The organism is Geomicrobium sp. JCM 19055 (assembly GCF_000698185.1).
GTDB lineage: Bacteria > Bacillota > Bacilli > Bacillales > Marinococcaceae > Geomicrobium_A > Geomicrobium_A sediminis.
Window position 1 is genome coordinate 36,861 of sequence record NZ_BAXL01000003.1, and the last position, 21,819, is coordinate 58,679.

The 21,819-nt window shown below is 42.7% G+C and carries 22 protein-coding genes and 4 pseudogenes; 15 read left to right on the plus strand and 11 right to left on the minus strand.

From position 1 onward, the window contains the following. Positions 1-145: 145 nt before the first annotated feature. From JCM19055_RS03820 to JCM19055_RS03840, 5 genes and pseudogenes are all read right to left on the minus strand, one after another. Complete coding sequence (locus JCM19055_RS03820) at positions 146-799, minus strand: hypothetical protein (protein ID WP_152549736.1); 654 nt, start codon at positions 797-799, stop codon at positions 146-148. Further along, positions 708-1,910 (minus strand): sodium:solute symporter, encoded by a 1,203-nt coding sequence (locus tag JCM19055_RS03825; RefSeq protein ID WP_042358613.1) that lies wholly within the window; start codon positions 1,908-1,910, stop codon positions 708-710. Before JCM19055_RS03825 ends, JCM19055_RS03820 begins: the two co-directional genes overlap by 92 nt. Before the next feature lie 2 nt (positions 1,911-1,912). Beyond that, a complete protein-coding gene (locus tag JCM19055_RS03830; RefSeq protein ID WP_042358616.1) occupies positions 1,913-2,773 on the minus strand; it encodes an alpha/beta fold hydrolase in 861 nt (286 codons plus the stop codon). Between the two features lie 99 nt (positions 2,774-2,872). Next, positions 2,873-3,750: pseudogene (gene htpX / locus JCM19055_RS03835) on the minus strand (zinc metalloprotease HtpX). An 11-nt stretch (positions 3,751-3,761) separates the two neighbouring features. Continuing rightward, on the minus strand, positions 3,762-4,331 hold the full coding sequence (locus tag JCM19055_RS03840) for a LemA family protein (protein WP_042358619.1): 570 nt from the start codon (positions 4,329-4,331) through the stop codon (positions 3,762-3,764). A gap of 142 nt (positions 4,332-4,473) precedes the next feature. On the opposite strand from JCM19055_RS03840, the gene JCM19055_RS03845 reads away from it, so the two are divergent. After that, positions 4,474-5,391, plus strand: a complete 918-nt coding sequence (locus JCM19055_RS03845) for an acyl-CoA dehydrogenase family protein (RefSeq protein WP_370542995.1) — start codon at positions 4,474-4,476, stop codon at positions 5,389-5,391. A 25-nt stretch (positions 5,392-5,416) separates the two neighbouring features. After that, positions 5,417-5,632, plus strand: a complete 216-nt coding sequence (locus JCM19055_RS31200) for an acyl-CoA dehydrogenase family protein (RefSeq protein ID WP_370542979.1) — start codon at positions 5,417-5,419, stop codon at positions 5,630-5,632. Positions 5,633-5,678: 46 nt separating this feature from the next. On the opposite strand, the gene JCM19055_RS27035 is transcribed toward JCM19055_RS31200, so the two are convergent. Next, the gene (locus JCM19055_RS27035) at positions 5,679-5,843 is read right to left on the minus strand and encodes a hypothetical protein (protein ID WP_193745299.1); all 165 of its coding nucleotides are present in this window, start codon (positions 5,841-5,843) and stop codon (positions 5,679-5,681) included. 134 nt (positions 5,844-5,977) lie between these two features. On the opposite strand from JCM19055_RS27035, the gene JCM19055_RS03850 reads away from it, so the two are divergent. Further along, positions 5,978-6,928 (plus strand): SDR family oxidoreductase, encoded by a 951-nt coding sequence (locus JCM19055_RS03850; RefSeq protein WP_042358744.1) that lies wholly within the window; start codon positions 5,978-5,980, stop codon positions 6,926-6,928. A 32-nt stretch (positions 6,929-6,960) separates the two neighbouring features. Here the strand turns inward: JCM19055_RS03850 and JCM19055_RS03855 are convergent, their stop codons facing one another. Further along, positions 6,961-7,176, minus strand: coding sequence for a hypothetical protein (locus tag JCM19055_RS03855; protein WP_042358620.1), 216 nt, complete (start codon positions 7,174-7,176; stop codon positions 6,961-6,963). 140 nt (positions 7,177-7,316) lie between these two features. On the opposite strand from JCM19055_RS03855, the gene JCM19055_RS03860 reads away from it, so the two are divergent. Together JCM19055_RS03860 and JCM19055_RS03865 are read left to right on the plus strand one after the other, a co-directional pair. Then, complete coding sequence (locus JCM19055_RS03860; protein WP_042358624.1) at positions 7,317-7,808, plus strand: DinB family protein; 492 nt, start codon at positions 7,317-7,319, stop codon at positions 7,806-7,808. Between the two features lie 53 nt (positions 7,809-7,861). Continuing rightward, positions 7,862-9,911, plus strand: a pseudogene (locus JCM19055_RS03865) (catalase). A 58-nt stretch (positions 9,912-9,969) separates the two neighbouring features. On the opposite strand, the gene speB reads toward JCM19055_RS03865, so the two are convergent. Continuing rightward, positions 9,970-10,914, minus strand: coding sequence for an agmatinase (speB, locus tag JCM19055_RS03870; protein ID WP_042358628.1), 945 nt, complete (start codon positions 10,912-10,914; stop codon positions 9,970-9,972). A 77-nt stretch (positions 10,915-10,991) separates the two neighbouring features. Here speB and JCM19055_RS28380 point away from each other — a divergent pair, with 77 nt between their 5' ends. The 3 genes from JCM19055_RS28380 (at position 10,992) to JCM19055_RS03880 (ending at position 13,703) form a co-directional block, all read left to right on the plus strand. Continuing rightward, entirely contained in the window at positions 10,992-11,348 is a 357-nt protein-coding gene (locus JCM19055_RS28380) for a PAS domain S-box protein (protein WP_265181767.1), read from the plus strand. Continuing rightward, on the plus strand, positions 11,345-12,421 hold the full coding sequence (locus JCM19055_RS03875) for a sigma-54-dependent Fis family transcriptional regulator (RefSeq protein WP_265181768.1): 1,077 nt from the start codon (positions 11,345-11,347) through the stop codon (positions 12,419-12,421). Before JCM19055_RS28380 ends, JCM19055_RS03875 begins: the two co-directional genes overlap by 4 nt. Before the next feature lie 109 nt (positions 12,422-12,530). Beyond that, on the plus strand, positions 12,531-13,703 hold the full coding sequence (locus JCM19055_RS03880; RefSeq protein ID WP_370542980.1) for a YjiH family protein: 1,173 nt from the start codon (positions 12,531-12,533) through the stop codon (positions 13,701-13,703). 196 nt (positions 13,704-13,899) lie between these two features. Here JCM19055_RS03880 and JCM19055_RS03885 read toward each other — a convergent pair whose 3' ends face one another. Next, positions 13,900-14,154 (minus strand): hypothetical protein, encoded by a 255-nt coding sequence (locus JCM19055_RS03885; protein WP_265181804.1) that lies wholly within the window; start codon positions 14,152-14,154, stop codon positions 13,900-13,902. Between the two features lie 189 nt (positions 14,155-14,343). Here JCM19055_RS03885 and JCM19055_RS25120 point away from each other — a divergent pair. The 3 genes and pseudogenes from JCM19055_RS25120 to wrbA all read left to right on the plus strand — a co-directional run bounded on the left by JCM19055_RS25120 (position 14,344) and on the right by wrbA (position 16,605). Then, positions 14,344-14,794 (plus strand): annotated as a pseudogene (locus JCM19055_RS25120) (MarR family winged helix-turn-helix transcriptional regulator). Between the two features lie 167 nt (positions 14,795-14,961). Further along, a complete protein-coding gene (locus JCM19055_RS03895; protein ID WP_042358635.1) occupies positions 14,962-15,900 on the plus strand; it encodes a ring-cleaving dioxygenase in 939 nt (312 codons plus the stop codon). A gap of 34 nt (positions 15,901-15,934) precedes the next feature. Further along, a pseudogene (gene wrbA, locus JCM19055_RS03900) lies at positions 15,935-16,605 on the plus strand (NAD(P)H:quinone oxidoreductase). A gap of 51 nt (positions 16,606-16,656) precedes the next feature. Here the strand turns inward: wrbA and JCM19055_RS03905 are convergent. Beyond that, positions 16,657-17,562, minus strand: coding sequence for a hypothetical protein (locus JCM19055_RS03905; protein WP_052365876.1), 906 nt, complete (start codon positions 17,560-17,562; stop codon positions 16,657-16,659). Between the two features lie 103 nt (positions 17,563-17,665). Between JCM19055_RS03905 and JCM19055_RS03910 the strand changes: the two genes are divergently transcribed. Further along, complete coding sequence (locus JCM19055_RS03910; RefSeq protein ID WP_042358637.1) at positions 17,666-18,592, plus strand: alpha/beta hydrolase fold domain-containing protein; 927 nt, start codon at positions 17,666-17,668, stop codon at positions 18,590-18,592. Here JCM19055_RS03910 and coaA read toward each other — a convergent pair. Beyond that, positions 18,574-19,449: a type I pantothenate kinase gene (gene coaA, locus JCM19055_RS03915; RefSeq protein WP_239575423.1), complete on the minus strand. Its 876-nt coding sequence runs from the start codon at positions 19,447-19,449 to the stop codon at positions 18,574-18,576. The two genes, JCM19055_RS03910 and coaA, sit on opposite strands and share 19 nt — an antisense overlap. 165 nt (positions 19,450-19,614) lie before the next feature. Here coaA and JCM19055_RS03920 point away from each other — a divergent pair, with 165 nt between their 5' ends. From JCM19055_RS03920 to JCM19055_RS22580, 3 genes are all read left to right on the plus strand, one after another. After that, positions 19,615-20,076: a GNAT family N-acetyltransferase gene (locus tag JCM19055_RS03920; RefSeq protein ID WP_152549738.1), complete on the plus strand. Its 462-nt coding sequence runs from the start codon at positions 19,615-19,617 to the stop codon at positions 20,074-20,076. A 66-nt stretch (positions 20,077-20,142) separates the two neighbouring features. Beyond that, a complete protein-coding gene (locus JCM19055_RS03925; protein WP_052365877.1) occupies positions 20,143-21,525 on the plus strand; it encodes a sigma-54-dependent Fis family transcriptional regulator in 1,383 nt (460 codons plus the stop codon). Then, positions 21,506-21,796, plus strand: coding sequence for a helix-turn-helix domain-containing protein (locus JCM19055_RS22580; protein WP_193745300.1), 291 nt, complete (start codon positions 21,506-21,508; stop codon positions 21,794-21,796). The genes JCM19055_RS03925 and JCM19055_RS22580 overlap by 20 nt, the downstream gene beginning before the upstream one ends. Positions 21,797-21,819: the final 23 nt, after the last annotated feature.

The window sequence follows — 21,819 nt, forward strand, 5'->3', positions numbered from 1 at the left end:
CTACTTTGATAAGTGTTATTTTATAAAACTATATCATGAATTTTAACCATTGTGCGGGAATTGCTAGAATTCATAGACAAAAGAATAAAAACATCATAACAAAAAAAACTCGCCCAAACAACTTGGGCGAGAAACTCGTTAAGATTTAGCAAAAAAACTCTTCTTTTACATGAGCAATCACTTTCGTTACGAGATAAATAGCAAAAATCGAGATCGCAATGCTTATTGCAATGAAAACAAGATCTGTCACGATGCTAAATGGTCCTGATAACGGTGGAAAAGCAGTGGGTTCAGTCGAATAACGATTGATTAGCATGATCGCAAATAGACCGACCCATACGCCACCAAGAACAATAATGTCTTTATTTGAATCGACGGTTTCTTTGTTGGCAAACATCGCTTTACACTCTTTGGACATGAGTGACTGCCCATCGGTACGGTCGATGAGACTAATACCGATGTAAAGCGTAAAGGCGAGTAGTAGACCCCATAATATCACAGGAATATCAAGAAAACCGCTACCTGCAAATGCTTCCCACACACCACCGACTTGAATAATCATACCAATTGTGGCAGTTGACGTAATGAGACAGCCCCAAAAGGCAGCTTTCTCCGTCATCTTCTTCCAGTACAAAGCGAGGAAGACGAGCGGGACAATCGTTGAAATCAAGATAATTTGGATTCCAACAGCGGCAATGACAATACCGTTAGAAGAAATAAATGGACCGAAACCGATCGCAACGATGCCGATGACCGCTGTAAACACACGTGTGTACTTTAACTGCTGACGGTCGGTCATGGCTGGTTTGATCTTTTTTTAAGATGTTATGAACGATAATACCGCTACCTGCGTTCAAATACGTTGAAATGGTCGACATGGCAGCGGCTGCAACAGCTGTCACGACGAGTGCAGCACCAATGAGCGGCAATGTGTCTTGGACGAGTCGAATGACAACTTCATCGGTGTTCACAAGTCCAGGTAACAATACGGCACCGTAAGCTCCGATTAATACGAGAATCCAAGCGTTAAACCAATCTAACGCGAAGAAGCTGTACACACCGCGGCGACTGTCTTTGACTGATTTTGCAGCAAGCGACCGTTGTACGAAGCCAAGGTCGACTGGAATCCAAAAAGACGTCGCTATAATGTAGGCGATTAACGCAAACAGCGTCATTTCAGGTGGTAACGTAAATAAATCCGTAAATCCAGGGAATAACGTCAGCTCTTCAGCAGTTGAGGAGAGTGTAAACCCATCACCACCTACGTAATCGCTCATAAAATTCGTAAAGAACCCGTGCTGGAACGTAAGCATTAAGAACAATGACGTAACTCCAAGTACGATAATGAGCATTTGCAATGCGTCAGTTAATACGACGGCTTTTAGTCCACCGGTCATCGTATAAAGAATCGTTACGATGGCGATTGGACCGATGCTATACGCCCAAGAAATGCCGGTAATGACCTCAATGATCAGCGAGACCCCAAAGAGGGACATACCGATAATGAAAATCCCCCAGCTGACTTGCCAGACACTCATTAATACTTCGACTCGGCGACTGTTCCCAAAACGAGCGGTTGCAAGGTCACTAATGGTCGTTAAGTTCATTGCACGTAACCGTGCACCGAAACGGCTCAGTAAAATAATTCCGATAGTCGTTGCAGAGAGTGCCGCCCAGAATACGTATGTAAATCCGCTAGAGTAGGCAAAGCCAGGTTGCCCCATGACTGTAGCTGTATTGGCGACTGTTGCAGCAAACGTTAGGGTGAGGACGAACCAAGGCAAGTTCCGTCCGCCTAAAATATAATCATCAAGCGAGTGCATCGTCTTCGAAAGTTTAAATCCAACGTATAAGAGACCACCGAAGTATACGGCGGCGACGAGCAAAATGACGAGGATTTCAGCGCTCATACTCAGTCCTCCTTCGTTACGAAGTGGCGAATATCAGATAGAAACTGTTCTTGTTCTTCGATAAACGGGTTATGACCACTTTTTTCATAGACGTAAAGCGTTGAATTCGGGATGAGTTGGTTCATGACTTCTGATTGAGACGTTGGTGTAATCCAATCATGACGACCAGATGCGATAAATACAGGTGCTTTAATTGCCGTGATCTCGTCACGGTAATCGTAATGAGGCATGATATGTTTAAACGTATAATTACTAATGCCTAGCGATTCAATCGGGCGGTGTCCTGTTTCGTACATGATCTTTTCATCTTGATGATAGAAATAGAGACCGTAGTTTTCTGCCCACCACTCAATTTGAGCTTCTTCACTTTCAAGGTTACCTTCGAACAGTTGTGGAATTAGCTCCAACTGTCTCGGTGTTGCCACTTGCTTTGCAAATGCTAAAGCATCTTCATAAAAGTGATGACTTGGAGCGGTATTAATAAGGAATAATTTCTCAATCGCTTGTGGATGACGGACAGCGAGAATTTGAGCGATCATACCACCGAAAGAATGACCGAGTACGAAGACTTTGTCCAATCCTAAATACTTACGAAGAGCTTCAATGTCATCAGCCATCGTTTCCATCGTGCACGTTTCTAAGTCAACGCGTTCAGATTGGCCATTGTTTCGCAAATCAACGTAAATGATTTGCATTGTATCTTGAAGTGGACTTAACCACGGTTTGAAATCGGAATGATCACTTCCAGGTCCCCCGTGGATTGCGATGCAGACGGGTCTTTTTTTCATCGTTGGACCTTCGGGTACGTAACTTGATCCTTCAACATCAAAGAATAATCGTGTTCCGTTAACTTGTGCGAACATCTAGATCTGAGCTCCTTTTTCTACAAACTTAATCTATTATTCCACAAAAGCGATCGTTTTACTATGAAAAAAAGAAAGAAGCGAATTTTTCGCTTCTTCCTACATTTGCATTAACCGTTCAATTCGTTCTTTCGGGTCTGGGTGAGTTGAAAACAACCCCGTTACTTTTTTTTCTTTAAGGGGTCTGCGAAATAAAGTGATGCTGAGCTACTTGACGCTTCTCGTACCGGTGTGTCAACACCAGTAATCTTTTGCAGTGCTGAGGCGAGTGCTTCAGGGTTTCTCGTGAGTTCTGCTGCACTAGCATCGGCAAGATATTCACGGTTTCTTGAAATTGCCATTTGAATGAGCACAGCAATGAGCGGTGATAAAATCACTAACGCTAGAGCTAATATCAAAACGAACGGATGCTGCTTATTATTGCCACCACGTGAGAAGAACATCATACGCATACCAAGATCAGATAATATGGCAACAGCTGAAACGAGCGCCACTGCAATCGTTGATAATCGAATGTCGTAATTTTTAATGTGGGCAACTTCGTGTGCAATAACACCTTCAAGTTCATCGTGGTTTAAGTGGTCCATTAAACCTGTCGTTACCGCAACCGCACCGTTCTTTGGTGAAGTTCCGGTTGCGAAAGCATTTGGACTATTATCTTTAATAATGAATAGTCGTGGCTTTTCGATGCGCGCAACCATCGCCATATTATCAACCATCTCCCAAAGTTGAATGTTTTGGGAGCGCTCTGTAATTTCTTGGGCATGGTTCATCCGCATAACGACGTTCGTACTGCTGAAGATCATCATTGCACTATAGCCGCCACCAATAACAAGTGCCATTAATAAGCCTGTAAAGATCTCACCGTACAAGCTGTACGTAAGAGCCGCCCCTACAAATAGAACGAATAAAATAAAGCCAGTAACAATGACGACGGTTTTTCTTTTATTATGTTGAATTTGTTTTAATCGATTCATGGCGACCCGCCTTAAAATTCTACTTTTACATTTTCACGCTCTTCTTCCGGCGTTTCAAGCATTTCATATTGCAGGAAGTTGTGTACATTTGCAACGAAGTTCGTCGGAATCGATTGCACGGCGATGTTATAGTCGCGAACGGTTGAATTGTACGTTTGTCTTGCATAGGCGAGCTTACGCTCCATTGAAGTCAGTTCTTGTTGTAAGTGCATAAAGTTTTCATTTGCTTTTAAATCGGGGTAATCCTCACGTAAAGCAAATAAACGACCGAGCATTTGTTCCGCTTCATTGTTTGCATGCATTTGCTCATTACGTGACACATTTGAATCTTGCATTTGATTCCGTTTCTCGATGACTTGTGTTAACGTTTCTTGTTCGTGTTTGGCGTATCCTTTTACGGTGTTAACAAGATTTGGAATCATGTCATAGCGTTGTTTAAGCATGTTGTCAATTTGTGCCCAGCTTTCCTCCGCCCACATTCGATATTTCACAAGACGGTTGTACGAGCTGAACCAGAATATACCGATCGCTGCGGCAGCTCCAATTACGATTAAAAGCAAAACGATGAGTACGACTGTCATTCATAACGCTCCTTTCTTCTACTTAATTGATACGATTTAGTATCTAGGTAAGTTTCACTATTTTATCATGAACTTCTAATTCACTGTAGGTGCATTATTCAGATGGATTTAGTATTATTTACAGAAAGGAGTTGAGAAAGTGATGTCGGACATGTTCGCTTTAAGCAACCAAGAAGAGCGGAAAGAGTTTTTAGCAAAAACGGTAGAAACGTTCGCAGAACGTGCGCATCAACACGACGCTGAAGGTAGCTTTCCCCACGAGAACTTTACTACCCTGAAAGAAATTCGCTACCCAGGATTAAGTGTACCAAAAGAATATGGGGGTAAGGGGATTTCGCTTACCGAATTGCTAGAGCTTCAGGAAATCATCGCGAAGGCTGACGGCTCGACGGCATTATCGATCGGTTGGCACATGGGAATTATTATGACTCTCGGTGAAAAAGGAACGTGGGACGATGAAGTGTACCGAGAAGTGGTCAGCGATGTCATAGAAAATGGAGCGCTTCTTAACAATGCTGCGAGCGAACCGGCCACAGGTAGCCCAACAAGAGGAGGGAAACCTGAGACAACCGCAGTCAAAGTGGACGGTGGATACGAAATTACAGGACGGAAAACGTTTACGACACTGGCGCCGACACTCGATTATTTCGTCGTGAGTGCTGCGATTGAAGGTCGTGATGAGGTAGGGAACTTCCTCATTCGCCGTGATCTCGATGGAGTTCTTGTGAAGAATACATGGGATACGCTCGGGATGCGAGCAACTGGCAGTGATGATTTAATCTTAAACCGTGTGATTGTCCGTGACAAAGATTACGTCGAAACGTTAACCCCAGGCTTTAAAGACGCTGCAGGGTGGCTTCTGCATATTCCAGTTACGTATTTAGGAATCGCTACGGCAGCTTTATCATATAGCGCAAGTGCCGCGAACAATTACTCCCCGAATAGCATTGACGGTACAATTGCCGACTTGCCAAACGTGCAACAAAAGATCGGTGAAGCTGAACTGTTGCGTGTTAGAAATCGGCATTTTCTCTATGCAGTATCAAAAAAAATGGGATGAAAGCTCCGATGAAGAGCGGAACGATATGAAGCTTGAACTGGGTGCCGTGAAACATAGTGTCGTAAATGACGCGCAAACGATTGTCGATCTTTCAATGCGTGTTGTTGGTGCGAGAAGTCTTGCAACAGGTAATCCGTTAGGGCGGTATTATCGGGACGTACGTGCAGGTTTACACAACCCACCGATGGACGATATGACGATTACCCAATTAGCGAAAGCGACATTTGAGCGAAACCCTTAAGTAAAAGACAAGTGGCCTGTTTGGCGACTTGTCTTTTTTGGGTCTCCTAGACATCCGAATAGTAAGGTTCGTATCGTGCTTCTGTGTAGTAAGGTGGACGAAAAGAGCTCGAAGGTACCAGGAACTCATGGTCTGTATAGTTCATCACGAGTGACTTAGGGCTCGTTTCAAAAAGGCGAGTAACTTCTGGGAAAAACTCAATGGAATTCATCGAAACACCTCCATATCGTACGTTACGCTTTAACACGTAACTTGAGCTTGACTTCTTTCACATCCGCATGTGCCAGCATAAGCTGAGGAAGAAGGAGTTGGTCGTTTGTGAGTGGTAAATTATCTCAGGAGCAAATGGAAGAAATCCGTGAGTATCAGCGCTGGTACGAAGAGAATTTAGTCATTGATCCATATCCTCAGTATCCGAACCTTGGTACAATAAAGCGCTATGAAGAAATTCCTTTAGCTCAACCTGAGCAACGTCAATTACGCCAACCTGGTATTGAAGATGTGATGGTGCCAAGACCCATTGTGGAGAACCCAAATGATAAAGGTAGTGGAAAACTACGAGGTAGAGTTGCGCTCATTACCGGTGGAGATAGTGGAATCGGAGCTGCAACAGCGATTAGCTATGCAAAAGAAGGTGCCGATGTTGCAATCTCTTATTTGGATGAACATGACGATGCCAATCGTACGAAGCACCGAATAGAACAATTAGGGCAACAATGCCTGTTGTTGCCGGGTGATCTTAGTGATAAAGAACAGTGTAAAAGAATTGTACAAGAAACAATCCAAACCTTTGGTGGATTAAACATACTCGTCAATAACGTTGGCATTCAATTTCATCAAAATGAAATCATGGATATTAGTGACGAACAATTTGATGAAACGTTCAAGATCAATATATACTCCCATTTTTATACGACTCGGGAGGCGGTACCTCATTTACAAGCGGGAGATGCAATTATTAATACAGCATCGGTCGTTACGTATGTTGGTGAAGCAAGACTGATGGATTATACCGCAACGAAAGGCGCGATTGTCGGTTTTACACGGGCGTTAGCACGAAATGTTGCCCCAAAGAAGATTCGTGTTAATGCAGTTGCCCCAGGCAAGATTTGGACGCCACTCATTCCTGCAAGTTTTTCTTCAGATGAAAATGCATTGCACGGTTTAAACCTTTTTGATCGAATGGCCCAGCCTTTTGAGTTAGCGCCAACGTATGTGTATTTGGCTTCTGATGACTCAAGACATGTAACAGGTCAAGTGCTACACGTTGATGGTGGAGAATCGATGAGCTCATAACAAACCACGGACATTTTGCCCGTGGGTTTTTGTTATCCATTCGTAGTTGTAGGTGCTGTTGGGAATGTTGGAACTGTCGGCGGTGTTGGGGTAGTAGGGACTGTAGGGGTTTGACCTCCACCAACAACTCCGGGACCGTTAATTAAATTGTTGTTGATTTCTACTCGATATCCGTGTCGCTTTTTTCCGTGGCGTTGACGTGTGTTGCTACGACTGTTTCGCCATAGATGATAACTTTCACGAGGCATCATTGCACTCCCTTTCTAACTAGGTAATAGTCTATTGTATGTCATGGTCGTTGAGTCGGTTCATGGAAATGTAGCAGGAAAATTGTAATCGATGTGGAATAGGTATTCTTTAAAGCGATATGGAAGGGGTACAGTGGCGCATGGGAGCACAGCAGGTTTTTCTCAGACAATTGTCGGCATGTCATGATGAGAACCATTGGTTTGCGTGTTTGCAACAAGCATTAGCTGGGGTGAACGAGGCACAAGCAAATTGGAAAGAGCGTGTTGATCTTCATAGCATCCATGAGATTGTGAATCACTTAATTACCTACAATGGTCGATGTCTGGACCGTTTTCAAGGTGAACCTGTACCACCGATTGAAGAACGGAATGAAGATACATTTGTTTCTGGGACAGAGATGGATTGGGAAGTCACTGTTGCGACAATCACAACAATTATGGACGATTGGATGCAAGTCATTCAAGAAACAGAAGAATGGGAATGGGAGCAACAAATTAGTGAATATACAGATGAAACGTGGGCGATGATGGTCGCGAATATGGTTATTCATACGGGTTATCATATCGGACAAATTGTGATGTTACGAAAACAACAAAACGTTTGGGATGTTGAAGCTGAAATGTATGAGTAAGCGTGCATATGAGAATTCCCTTCTAATATAGATATAGGAGGGAGGTGTGTACGTTGGCGAAAGATCAAGACCGTTATTGGAATGACAAAGACGATCAGTTAGATAAATTTACACAAGATAATAAAGGAAAGGAAATGTCTTCAAATGAAGGAACGAAGATTTCTAACGACGAAAATACATTAAAAGCAGGTCTGCGTGGACCGACTTTACATGAAGACTTTTTGTTTCAAGAGAAACTCGCTCATTTTGATCGGGAACGGATCCCAGAACGAGTCGTGCATGCAAGAGGTTACGGAGCGCACGGAGAATTCCAAGTGTATAAATCGTTGGCTCATTTAACGAAAGCGTCGTTTTTACAAGATCCAAACAAAATTACACCGGTGTTTGTTCGGTTTTCGCAAGTCGCAGGATCACGAGGGGCAAATGAAACGAATCGAGACGTACGAGGATTTGCGACGAAGTTCTATACAGATGAAGGGAACTTTGACCTTGTTGGCAACAATATACCTGTTTTCTTTATTCAAGATAGCATTAAGTTCCCAGATTTGATCCATGCTGTAAAGCCTGAGCCACACACTGAATTTCCTCAAGGTCAAACCGCTCATGATACGTTTTGGGATTTTATCGGTAGCAATACTGAATCAGCTCATATGATGATGTGGATTATGTCTGATAGAACAATCCCACGAAGCTTTCGGATGATGGAAGGATTTGGGGTCCACACGTTTCGACTTGTTAACCGGGAAGGGACTTCGCATTTTGTGAAGTTTCATTGGAAACCAGTGCTTGGCGCCCATTCGTTCATCTGGGATGAAGCGCAAAAACTCGGAGGCGCAGACCCGGACTTTCATCGACGGGATTTGTATAACAATATTGAAATGGGCAACTTCGTTGAATATGAGCTCGGTTTGCAAATTATATCCGAAGATGATGAGTTCATGTTTGATTTCGATATTTTAGATGCGACGAAACTATGGCCAGAAGAAGAAGTACCTGTTCAAATCGTCGGTAAAATGACGTTGAATCGCAATGTTAATAACGTATTTGCTGAAACGGAACAAAGTGCACTGCATCCAGGCAGATCGTGCCGGGCATCGATTTCTCAAATGACCCGCTCCTTCATGGGAGAGTCTTTTCCTATGCTGATACTCAGTTGTATCGCGTCGGTACAAATTATCAAGAACTCCCGATCAACCGCCCTGTCTGTCCGATCCATAACAATCAACGAGACGGTCAAGGCCGTATTACGATTAATAAAGGTCAAGTCGCCTACCATAAAAATTATTTGGCGGGTAATACGCCGAAAGAAGTGCCACCACGAGAAGGTGGATTTAGTACGTACCCATCAACCGTAGAAGGTATTAAAGTTCGGAAGACGGCTCCTAGTTTTGAAGATCACTATTCTCAAGCACGGCTTTTCTGGAACAGTATGAGCCTGTTGAGAAAGATCATATCATTCAAGCTTTTTCATTTGAGCTTGGAAAAGTCGAAACGGTTGAAGTTCGCCAACGTGTTGTGAATATGCTCGGTAAAATTGACCACGAGCTTGCGGCGCTCGTTGCGAAAGAAGTAGGGGTGAAGCGACCGAATGTTTCTCAAGTTTCGGTGCAACAATCATCTGCTGCTTTAAGCTTAATGAACCAACCACGCTATCCGAACACATTGAGAGTGGGTGTGCTCATTGCTGATGGATTTGATGGAGATGAAACGAAATACGTTTTAAGTGAGTTAGAGGAAGCTGGACTAGAACTCGTTTTTGTCGGGGAGCGACTTGGAGATGTCGAAGGATCAGATGGCGTTAAGTACTCCATTGATGAGACATTCCTAACAGGGTCACCTCTTCTATATGATGGGTTGTACGTCATTGGTGGAAGTGATCCGAGTCGTTATTTCATGAGGAAAACGAGAAACTTTGTGCGCGACACATACAATCATTTCAAACCAATCGGTGCAACGGAAGAAGGCGCGGTGATCATTGAACAAATGAACATTAGCGGTAAGCCCGGTGTGATTGTCGAGCGAGAAGCAAGTACATTTGTTAATGAGTTCGTAACAGCGATGGCTGAGATGCGCTTTTACAGTCGTGTATATCGGAATGTTTAAGAAAAGCAATGGGAGACCGCTCCCATTGCTTTTCTTTGGATTATGAAAGATAATGCGTTTACAAACGTCCAGCTTTTTCTAAGGCAACAAGAGAGATCATTTCGAACGCTACAGCTGAAGCAAGCGCTGCGGTAACGTCTCCGTTGTCGTATGCAGGGAGCACTTCTACAAGGTCAAAGCCTAAGATGTTCAAGCCTTTCAAACCACGAACGTATTGAAGTGCCTCATGACTTGTAGGGCCGCCAACTTCGGGTGTTCCTGTCCCTGGCGCATACGCAGGATCAACAAAATCGATATCAAAAGAAACGAAAACAGGTGCACCAGCAGCACGCTTGTGGATGCGCTTTAATACGTTTTCAACACCAAGTTCATGAACTTCATCCATTAAAATCGTTTCAAATCCGAGGTCACGTGGATCGGTCACGTCTTCTGGACCATAGAGCGGACCGCGCAAACCGACTTGAATCGAGTGATCCACGTCGATCAAGCCTTCTTCAACCGCTCGACGGAATGGGGTACCGTGCATGTATTTTTCGCCAAAGTAGTTGTCCCACGTATCGCTATGTGAATCAAAGTGAACGAGTGCGACAGGACCGTATTTTTCTTTAAATGCACGTAGCGTACCGAGGGATGTTGAATGATCGCCACCGAGAATAATCGGACGAATTTCTTTATCGAGCAAAGGTTTTAGCCCTTCTTGAATCCGTTCGTATGTACGGTGAATGTTACCTGGGATAATATCAATGTCACCATAATCTACACCAGAACAATGATCGAAGATGTTAATATCTTGGGATGCGTTATATGGTCGCAACAAAACGCTAAAATCGCGAATATGTGCAGGACCGTAACGGGCTCCTGTTCGATTCGATACAGCAGTGTCGAATGGAACACCGAGTACAGCGAAATCAATATCTTCGGTCGTTTTAATATTAGGTAAACGCATGAATGTTCTTACTCCACTAAAGCGTGGGGATGTTGAAGAATCTTTTGGTTTATACATCTGTAACACTCCTTATGACAATCTAATACTCTTTAGATGCAATATTTATACCAACTTCGTAGTGAGGTGAAGTGCGAATGGCGAACAACTTAGATTTAGAACTAGATGCGGTGCTCAATCATTCAACCGATAATATCGTGATTACAGATGGAACAGGGCATGTGCTACGAGCAAGCCCTAGTTGTGCGGAAATCTACGGAGTCACTCACAACGAATTAATAGGAAGAAATGTCGAACAGTTGGAGCTTGAAGGAGTCTTCAAACCTTCAATTACGAAACTTGTGATGCAAACGGGGAAGCAGCAACAAGTAATGCAAGCAACTGTAACCGGTCGTACGGTCATGGCAACAGCTTTTCCCGTTCGCGATGAGAAAAAAAAGAGATCGTTCGAGTCATTAGCGTTTCGCATGACCTCACTGAGATTCAGGAAATGAAAAAGGAATACGAGTCCTTGCAAGTGCAAAGCGAACGTTATCAAAATGAACTGGATGTGTTGCGAACGAGAGAGCAGACATTTCATTCGATCGTTCATGAGAGTAAGGCGATTAGTCGCATTAAGACATTGATTAGTCGTACAGCCCCGTCAGACGCTTCTGTCATCTTTTACGGGGAATCTGGAGTTGGAAAAAGTATGTTTGCCCGTGAGCTTCATAAAGAGAGCAAACGACTTGATGGGCCTTTTATCGAGATTAACTGTAGCGCGATTCCTGATACGCTGTTCGAGGCAGAGTTGTTCGGGTATGAAAAAGGGGCATTTACCGGTGCGGATCGTCAAGGTAGGATCGGTCTCGTAGAGCTATCAGACGAGGGAACGCTTTTTCTTGATGAAATTGGGGATATTCCTCTTCAAATGCAAGGAAAGTTACTGCAAGTGTTACAAGAAAAGAAAGTCACTCCAATTGGTGGACGAGTCGAGAAACATGTGGATTTCCGCCTTGTAGCCGCAACGAACCGCAACTTAGAACAACTCGTCGAGAAAGGGTTGTTCCGTGAAGATTTGTATTACCGCATTAATGTAATTCCAATCACCGTCCCATCATTACGCGAACGTAGTGAAGACGTTCCAGGGTTAATCTTTAAAAAGGTTGAAGAAATAAATGAGCGTTATGATTTGAAGAGAAAGCTCCATCCTCAAGTGTTAGAACGTCTTTACCATTATCACTGGCCTGGGAACGTGCGAGAACTCGAGAACTTTTTATCACGCTTATTGTTAACGAGCTCAGAAGAACTCGTAACGGTGGAAGATTTGAAAGGAATCTTTGAATCAAAAGAACGTCGCTCGCTACCGGCTTCAGAAGCTGAACCGTTATTAAGTGAAGGGTTTCAATTAAAAGAAGAGTTGAAAAAGGTAGAACAACATTGGTTACAACTTGCATTTGATGAGTGCAATACGACGTACGAAATGAGTAAGCTTCTTGGATTGAGCCAACCTTCTGTCGTTCGAAAGTTAAAAGAGTACAAAATTGATTCAAAAACAAATCGCGATCCAAAAATAAATCAAAATTAACTTAATTTGATTTATTTTTGGATCGAATTGTAGCGTTCATCGTTTTATTATTTGGCACGTTTCTTGCGTTTTAGTATGACATAGAAAAATTACACATCTTGGAGGACATATGAATACGCAAGTAAAAGAAGCGAGCCATTGGCGTTTTATCATTTTTGCTATTTTAGGAATCGGTATGTTCTTAATTCCAATCCCAGTTGGTGATGAAGTTACGATCGGTGTTGGAATTATGGCCTCGTACGTACAAGGGTTAATGGGTGGAAGCATCCCGATGATTGTAACAATTTTACTCGTTATCTCTGCAGTCGGTTCAATCATCGTCTCAAAAGTCCAACCGACAGGCATGATGAATAATGGGTTTATTCGAGATTTGTTTTATGTGAGTAATGTATGGTTAGTATGGAGAATTCTCGGTGCAATCTTTGCGATTATCGTTATTTTTCAAATTGGACCAAGCTGGATTTGGGATAGTGCCACAGGAGGAGAAGTTCTTGGATCTCTCGTTCCAGTATTGTTTACGTGGTTTTTGTTTGCTGGTTTGTTCTTACCGATTCTAACGGAATACGGTTTAATGGAATTTTTCGGTACGTTGTTACGTAGAATTGTGCGTCCGTTATTTACCGCTCCTGGTCGGTCATCGGTCGATATGATCGTTTCATGGCTTGGTAGTGGTACGGTAGGAGTTCTCGTTACGATGCAACAATATGAACGGGGATTTTATACTGGACGTGAAGCTGCGGTCATTGCGACAAACTTTAACATTGCTTCAATTGCGTTTAGTATTCTAATTGTGCAGTTTTTGGATATTAGTCACATGTTCATACAGTTTTATATTACGGTTTGTGTCGCAGGATTTATAGCAGCAGTGATCACACCTAGAATTCCTCCTCTTTCATGGAAGAAAGACAAGTATTATGAGCGTGCAGAACAGATCACAACAGAAGATCCTGTCCCTGAAAACACTTCAGTCTTTAAATGGGGGTATCATAAAGCTGTAACGAAGGCGTCAAATACACCTAGTGCAGGTGTGATGCTTAAGCAAGGAACGAAAAATGTATTAGACATTTGGTTCGGACTACTACCACTTGTTATGAGTTTAGGGACACTTGCGTTAATCATTGCGGAATACACGCAAATTTTCCATATCATTTCGTATCCGTTCGTACCATTATTGCAATTGCTACAAATTCCAGAAGCCTCTGACGCAGCTGTTGCAGTAGTAGTTGGGTTTGCTGATATGTTCTTACCAGCTATGTTGGGTCAGGCATTGATAGTGAATTGACGAGATTCGTTATCGCTTGTTTATCGATGACACAGTTGGTTTACATGTCTGAGGTGGGTGTACTTATTTTACGCTCTAACTTACCGCTTAACTTGTTAGATTTGGTGTTGGTATTTATTATTCGTACATTAATTACACTACCGATTATCGCCTTCATGGCACATTTCTTATTCTTCTAAAAAACAAACCTTCGGCCTTAATCGGACGAAGGTTTGTTTTTGCGCGATTGTTCCTCTACAACGGCAGCTAAATCAGTATTCCTGAATAGTTGTAGAACGGATAATACGCTAGCTGTGTCAATGTCTTCGGCTTCTTCTTTTGGAACAGTGACATCGTCAATCGTTTTCCGGTGTTCTGGATGCATCGGTTGCGATGGATACGCGCTTTCATATAACTCGATTGGATCTAAGTCATGATTCACACACCACTGAGCAAACACCATAATCATCATGTTCTCGTCTTGCTGGAACTGCTCGACAACTTTCTTCTCAATCTCTTTATTATTCAAGTTGATCCCTCTTTTCATGTTTAGCGTAGGAGTTCAGTCCTCCCTTGTCAATGACTTTAAATGATACAGAGGAGACCTAGTGAAGTGAGAGAGTAACGGTGTTATAATGAGGAATACGAAGGTGGTTAGAAAATGACAACAACTGAATGGAATCAAGAACAAGCTTTAGCACTAAAACTATTCGTTGTAATGACACGCTCACTTGAATCAGTGAAAAGAAATGTTGAACATGATATTCGCTCACACGGGTTAAATCCAACAGAGTTCGCAGTGATTGAACTTCTTTACAATAAAGGAGATCAGCCTGTCCAGAAAATCGGAGAAAAAGTATTGATTGCAAGTAGTTCCATTACGTATGTCGTAGACAAATTGGAAAAAAAGAGGTTACACGCAACGAAAACCTTGTCCAAATGATCGACGAATTACGTTCGTTTCTATAACGGAAAAAGGCCGTTCGTTTATGGATGAGATTTTCCCTAGTCATGTAGAAGCGATTGAGTCCATTATGGAAGGTCTTGATTCAGAAGAGAAGGAACAAGCCATTGATCTTCTAAAGAAATTAGGAAAATCAACAAAGTTGTGATAGAAAGTCTTGACATATCGCAAGACTTTTTGTTACGATTATCTCAAATTAGAGATAAATCAATTCCATATTTTTTTACCTATTTATCTCGAATTAGAGATAATATAATTGGTTGTAATCAATATCCTTTCTAACTCTGGACATCCTAAACAAAGGGAGGCTTAAGTATGAAAACAAAAGGAATACATCATATAACGGCGATCGTTGGTGATCCTCAGGAAAATGTTGATTTTTATGCAGGTTTTCTAGGTATGCGACTCGTGAAGAAAACCATTAATTTCGATGATCCAGGGACGTATCATTTGTATTTTGGAGATGACAATGGCAGTCCAGGCACGATTATGACGTTCTTCCCTTGGCCAGGTGCTCATAAAGGCGCGAGTGGTGGAGGGCAAGTCGGTCGAACGGACTTTGCGATTCCACCGAGAACGATGGATTTTTGGAAGAAGCGATTTGAGAAATTTAACGTCTCGTATGAAGAAACAACTCGCTTCGGGCAAACATACCTTCAATTTGAAGATCCACATGGACTTCAGCTCTCGCTTGTGGAACAAGAATCAGGTCGAAACAGTCAGTGGCCGTTTAACGGCATAAGCGAAATTGAAGCCATTAAAGGATTTAGTGGTGCGACACTTCTTTCAATTAACTTTAAAGAAACCGCAACATTATTAGAAGAGACGATGGGGTTTGAGCGAGTCGGAGAACAAGACGGATATATCCGCTTTTCATCGAACGCAGCCATTGGTGGAACGATTGATTTGTATGCTGACAATGTGGGGACAGGTCGTCTAGGTGCTGGAACGGTACATCATATTGCTTATCGCGCGAAAGATGATGATGAGCAAGTGGAGTGGCAAAAGCATGTGGCAAATGCTGGATATCAAGTGACTCCAGTTCAAGATCGTCAGTATTTTAACGCGATTTATTTCCGCGAGCGTGGCCAACTGTTGTTTGAAATTGCTACAGACCCTCCAGGGTTTGCACATGACGAGTCATACAAGACGATGGGTGAGCAGTTAAAGCTTCCGGAGTGGTATGAATCAGACCGGGACAAAATCGAAGCAAACCTTCATCCGGCTGAAGTTCGGACGATTAACCATCTTTAATTTTACGTAGGAGGTGGAGAGGGAGAGAGAAATTATGGGATTTTTAGCTAGATTATTCGGGAAAGACCATACTGAAGAACCAACAAAGGAGAAGGATATCATGGTTAAAGTAGCAATTATTTATTACAGTTCAACAGGAACAAACTACAAAATGGCAAACTGGGCAAAAGAAGCTGCAGAAAAAGAAGGCGCAGAAGTCAAGCTAGTTAAAGTTCCAGAACTTGCACCGATGGCAGCGATTGAGTCTAATCCAGCATGGAAAGCGCACTATGAAGCAACACAAGATGTACCAGAAGCAACAATGGACGATCTTGACTGGGCAGATGCCATCATTTGGAGCGTACCAACTCGCTTTGGTAACGTACCAGGTCAAGTAAAACAATACATCGACCAAGCAGGCGGTCTTTGGGCTCAAGGAAAGCTTGTTAACAAAGTCGTAAGTGCGATGAGTTCAGCGCAAAACCCACACGGTGGTCAAGAAGCAACGGTTCTTGCTCTTTACAAAACTATGTTCCACTGGGGAACAATTATTGCCGCACCAGGTATACAGACCCAGTTACATTTGAATCAGGCGGTAACCCGTACGGAACGAGCGCAACCGTTGACGGTGAAGGGAACATTCAAGAAAACAAACTTGATGAAGCCATTGCAAACCAAGCAAAGCGTACAGTAACAATTGCAAAAGCAATTACAGCAAGCAACTAAATGAAGTATGGAAACGGTCCCGACGACGGGGCCGTTTTTTTAATGACTACGTTAAGGAAGAACGTCAAGACCAAATGGGAAGCTTCCAACAGGAATCGTTGCAATTATTAAATTCGTATTCCCGTCAATAACGGAGACGGTATTATCCGCTTGATTTGTGACATAAATTATATTTAGAGTAAGATTGATGGCTATAGCAATAGGCTCCTCCCCGACTTGAATGCTTGCAACGACATCATTTGTGTTCCCGTCAATGACCGAGACCGAATTCTCGAAAAAGTTTGTAACATAAATTCGATTTGTCGTTTCATTCACGTTGACGCCGTATGGACCAAGTCCGACATTGATTCTTTCGAGTTCTTGGTTCGTAGTTCCATCAATTATCGAAACTGTGTTGTCAAAGTTATTTGCAACATAGATCAAGTTTGTTTGTGAGTTTACTCCTACTCCAAAAGGGGAAAATCCAACTGTGATTGTAGCAACGTTTGTGTTCGAATTCCCATCAATTACAGAAACGGTGTTATCTAAAGAGTTCGTCACATAAATTGTATTGGTGACAACATTGATATCGAGTTCAAGTGGAATGATACCGACAGGAACTGTCGCAATAACCGTGTTTGTGTCACCATCAATGATAGAGACATCAAAGCTCCCGTAATTTACTACATAAATCCGATTTGTAATTGGATTAACACTTACGTTATAAGGCAAGTCCCCTACATCAATCGTTACGATGTCTTCGAAAGTAATCGCATCAATGACGGAAACTGTATTGTCGAGAAAGTTTGTTACGTAGACGAGGTTTGTAACTGGATTTACGCTGATCCCGATTGGGTTTGAACCTACAGGAATTATAGCAATTTCTCTATTCGTATTTCCGTCAATTACTGAAATCGTATTGTCGTCTTGATTGGCCACGAAGATATAATTAAGACCTGCCGGTGATAGACTAACCAATTAGAAGCAATCCAATTTTGTGGAAGGCTCGTACGACGAGTGTACAATGTTTTGAGTAGCGGTTTTGTTATAATAAAATCAAACAGCGTAGAGGAGGCAGCGGATGGAAAGTGCAGGGAGTCGAATGTTCAAATTTATGTTAAAAGTGACGAGGCGAAAGCAGTTTTGGCAACAAACAGGCGAGTCGTTGCGAAAAGGGATTGAAACGAGACGGCACCTAGATTATACGCCGCCATTGAAGGTGTTAACGAACTTGGATGTAGAACGATTAGATTATGGCAATGTTCCTGTCTATGTGTTGCGTCCAAAGGGCGAGACCCCGAAACGTCATCTATTTTATTTGCATGGCGGAGCGTATGTTCACCATATTACGGTCACTCATTGGTATTTCTTACAACGCATCATTGAACATTTCCCTTGTACAATCACTGTTCCTTTGTATCCGTTAGCACCTGAACATACGTACGAAGAAACGATCGCTACTACTGAAGAGATTCTTCACGATCGCTTTCCAGATGTCATTATGGGGGATTCAGCAGGGGCAGGGCTTGCTTTATCGCTCGTCCAAAAGTTAAAAGAAAACGATCAAGAGCAACCTGACAAAACCATACTAATTTCACCGTGGTTAGACGTGTCCATGACGAATACTGCCATAAAAAAAATAGAAAGCAAAGATGTATTTTTAGCGACACCTGGTGTTAAAGAGGCGGGACGCTGGTACGCTGGTGATTTGGAACTGGATAACCCATTGATCAGCCCAGCATATGGTACATCTGATTTTGATTCGGAGCTTACGATTTTCATGGGAACGCATGATATTTTACAGCCAGATGTGAAGAAGTTCGTAGAGAAGGCAGAAGGCGAAGGAAAGAAAGTTACATACATCGAAGCGAAAAGCATGATGCATATGTATCCGATGTTCACGTTTAAAGAAGCTAAAAAAAGGGTTTCAGCAGTTGATCGACGTGTTAGAAGAACAGTAAAAAGGAACGCTGCATGCAGCGTTCCTTTTTACAACTTTCGAACGTGAATCCGTTCGACTTTGTGGCCCTCACCTTTTTGTAAGATTAGGTCGGCACGGTTTCTTGTCGGAAGAATATTTTCAACGAGGTTTACTCGATTGGTTTCTTTCCAAATACGGTCTGAAACAGCTCGTGCTTCGTCTTCAGTTAAGTCTTTGAATTTCTGGAAGTAGGATTCCGGCTGTTGGAACGATGTTTTTCTAAGTAAGTTGAAGCGGTTTTTGTACCATTGTTCAATCATCGGTTCCTCGGCGTCGATGTACATTGAAACGTCAAAGAAATCTGACACGAACGTTCTCGCTTGGTGTTTTTCAAGCTTTGGTGGTTGCAAAACGTTAATCCCTTCCACGATAACGACGTCTGGTCGCATTAACACTTGCTCTTCATCTTGTAGAACGTTGTATTTCATATGAGAATAAAGAGGAGCGGTGACGCGTTCTTCTCCGGACTTCAATTCAGATAAAAACCTAAAGAGACGCGATACATCGAAGCTCTCCGGGAAGCCTTTTTTCTTCATAAGACCAAGTTCTTCGAGTTGTTCATTGGAGTATAAGAAACCATCAGTTGTGACAAGTTCAACTCGTGGTTTTCCAGGCCATTGGGATACTAAATGTTCGATGATCCGAGCCGTCGTGCTTTTTCCAACTGCGACACTTCCTGCGATCCCGATTATAAAAGGAACTGTAAGCGTATCCAATTGCAAGAATCGGTTTGTATCCTGATGTAATTCTTTTGCTTTGGTATAATGTAAATGTAAAAGACGAGATAGTGGGACGTAAATGTCAGCCACTTCCGTCATCGACAATCGCTCATTTAATCCTTGTAATTCGCGTAAATCGACATCGGTTAGTGACCAGTCGCTCATTTGTCTAAAATCTGCCCACTGGGTTCTTTCGAACGTGATATACGGTGAAAATTGCTGTGAATTCACGTGCAAGACCTCACTTTACCTATGTATAAAAAGCTATAAAATAAATGCCTCCACTAAGACTTAAACATATTTTTGCGAGAATTGGAAGGAGCAAGTGTGATGAACATACAACTTAAATCCATTGATTCGTCGGATTATGACAGCATTTTTTTAAGTATGAGTGATTCAGAAAGTTTAGATTTAACGGGTACGAGACACACATTTACAAAGAAGCAGATTAAAGAGGCATATGAAAGGTTCGCTCAAGATTCTACAAGGGTTGATTTTGCAATTTATCACCAAGGTCAGAACGGAACGATCGGCGATGCGGCAATTATAGATATTGACGAACATCATTCAGTTTGTGGATTTCGAATTGCCCTTCACCAACGCAAAGATCGGAACAAAGGATACGGGAGTGAAGCGGTACGTTTGTTGCAAGCGTATGTATTTGAAACGTTGCAATTGAATCGATTTGAACTTGAGGTGTTGTCCCACAATGTGAGGGCAATCCGGGCATATGAAAAACCGGTTTGTTCGCGAAGGCGCTCGGCGGCAAGCTATTCATGTGAACGGCATTAGACGTGATGAAATACTGATGAGTATGTTAAAGGAAGAGTATGAACGTAATAAGCAGGACGAGTTGGCATGAACATGGATGTTACGTACAAAACGTTTACGTGCGGTGAGAAAAGCGAGCAAGCAACTATCGTGGCATTTGAAAATCAGGATATGCAAACGTGGTTAACGATCGTTGTGCAAACGGAGCATCCAATTGTTATCATCGATCAGCACGACCAACCGATCGGTACATTGACACTTGAATTCATTGCAAAGCGTCTAGAGGAAAGTTCGAGTGAATACATTCTTCCAAAACACGAGTTGTTGCCGGTTCAATGTGTGAAGAAAAGTGATCCATTCCCTGTTGAACAGCGAATGTTATCGGTTGTGATTGATGGTGACCGAATCGTTGGTGTCATCACCCAACGTACGCTCCAAACGGTCCGAGATCAAGACGGTGCCACATTATCGTTAATCTTTGACTCTGCGTATGAAGGGATCGTCATCATTGATCGTAATCAAACGATTACGTCGATGAATCAATCGTATCGAGATTTTCTCGGTGGACTGAAAGAACGTGATGTGATCGGGCGTGACGTGACGTCTGTTATTGATAACACAGAACTTCATCAAGTTGTAAAGACGGGCATTCCAGAGCGGGGCAAAGTCCAAACAATTCAAGGTCAGAAGATGGTCGTTCATCGATTGCCAATCTGGCAAGAAGGCGAAATCGTTGGAGCGGTTGGAATGTTAATCTTTGAAGGGATGACCGAGTTGCATCGCATTTTGCAATATGAAGCCACGTCAAAGGCGAAGGCTGTAAAGACGGAGAAACAAGGTGCAGTGCAAACGTTTGAAACGATGATCGGCAAAAGTCCGAGCATTCAACGAGTGAAAAGTCTCGCAAGAAAAGCGTCGCGCACGAAAGCTTCCGTTGTCATCCAAGGGGAAAGTGGAACAGGTAAAGAGTTGTTTGCACAAGGCATTCATCATATGAGTTCACGCTCAGAAGGACCCTTTGTAGCAATTAATTGTTCAGCATTTCCAGAGAACTTGCTCGAGTCTGAGCTGTTTGGCTATGAAGGTGGGGCGTTTACTGATGCTCGTAAAGGAGGAAGACGTGGGAAATTTGAACAAGCACACGGTGGAACCCTTTTTCTCGACGAAGTATCAGAAATGTCATCATCAATGCAAGCGAAGATTCTCCGCATACTTGAAACGAAAGAAATTGTAAGAATCGGTAGTGAACAAGTCATTCATAGCGACTTCCGAATTGTCGCTGCGACGAACAAAGATTTAAAAGCACTCGTTCAAGAAGGTCAATTCCGACAAGATTTATTTTATCGTCTCCATGTTATTCGTTTAACAGTACCGCCTTTGCGAGAGCGAAAAGAAGACATTCCTAAATTGCTCGGCTTTCATATGGAGCGACTTGCTCAAGAGTATGAAGTTGAGAAAAAAAGCAATTAGTGAAGAAGCAATGCAGTTATTATTGCAGTATCACTGGCCAGGTAACGTTCGAGAGCTCGTAAATGTGGTAGATTATGTTGTTACGATGACAGATGGACAACACGTATTTGTTGACCACCTACCCGAGCCGTTTACTAGTCAAGATCTTGAGAATGATGATGATTGTTCAGAACTTGAGCGTGTACTTCAAGAAGTAGGAGGGAATAAAACGAAGGCAGCTGAGAAATTAGGCATTCATCGTGCGACATTGTATCGGAAGTTGCAACAGTAAGTGTCGCTTTTTGCGACAGTGCA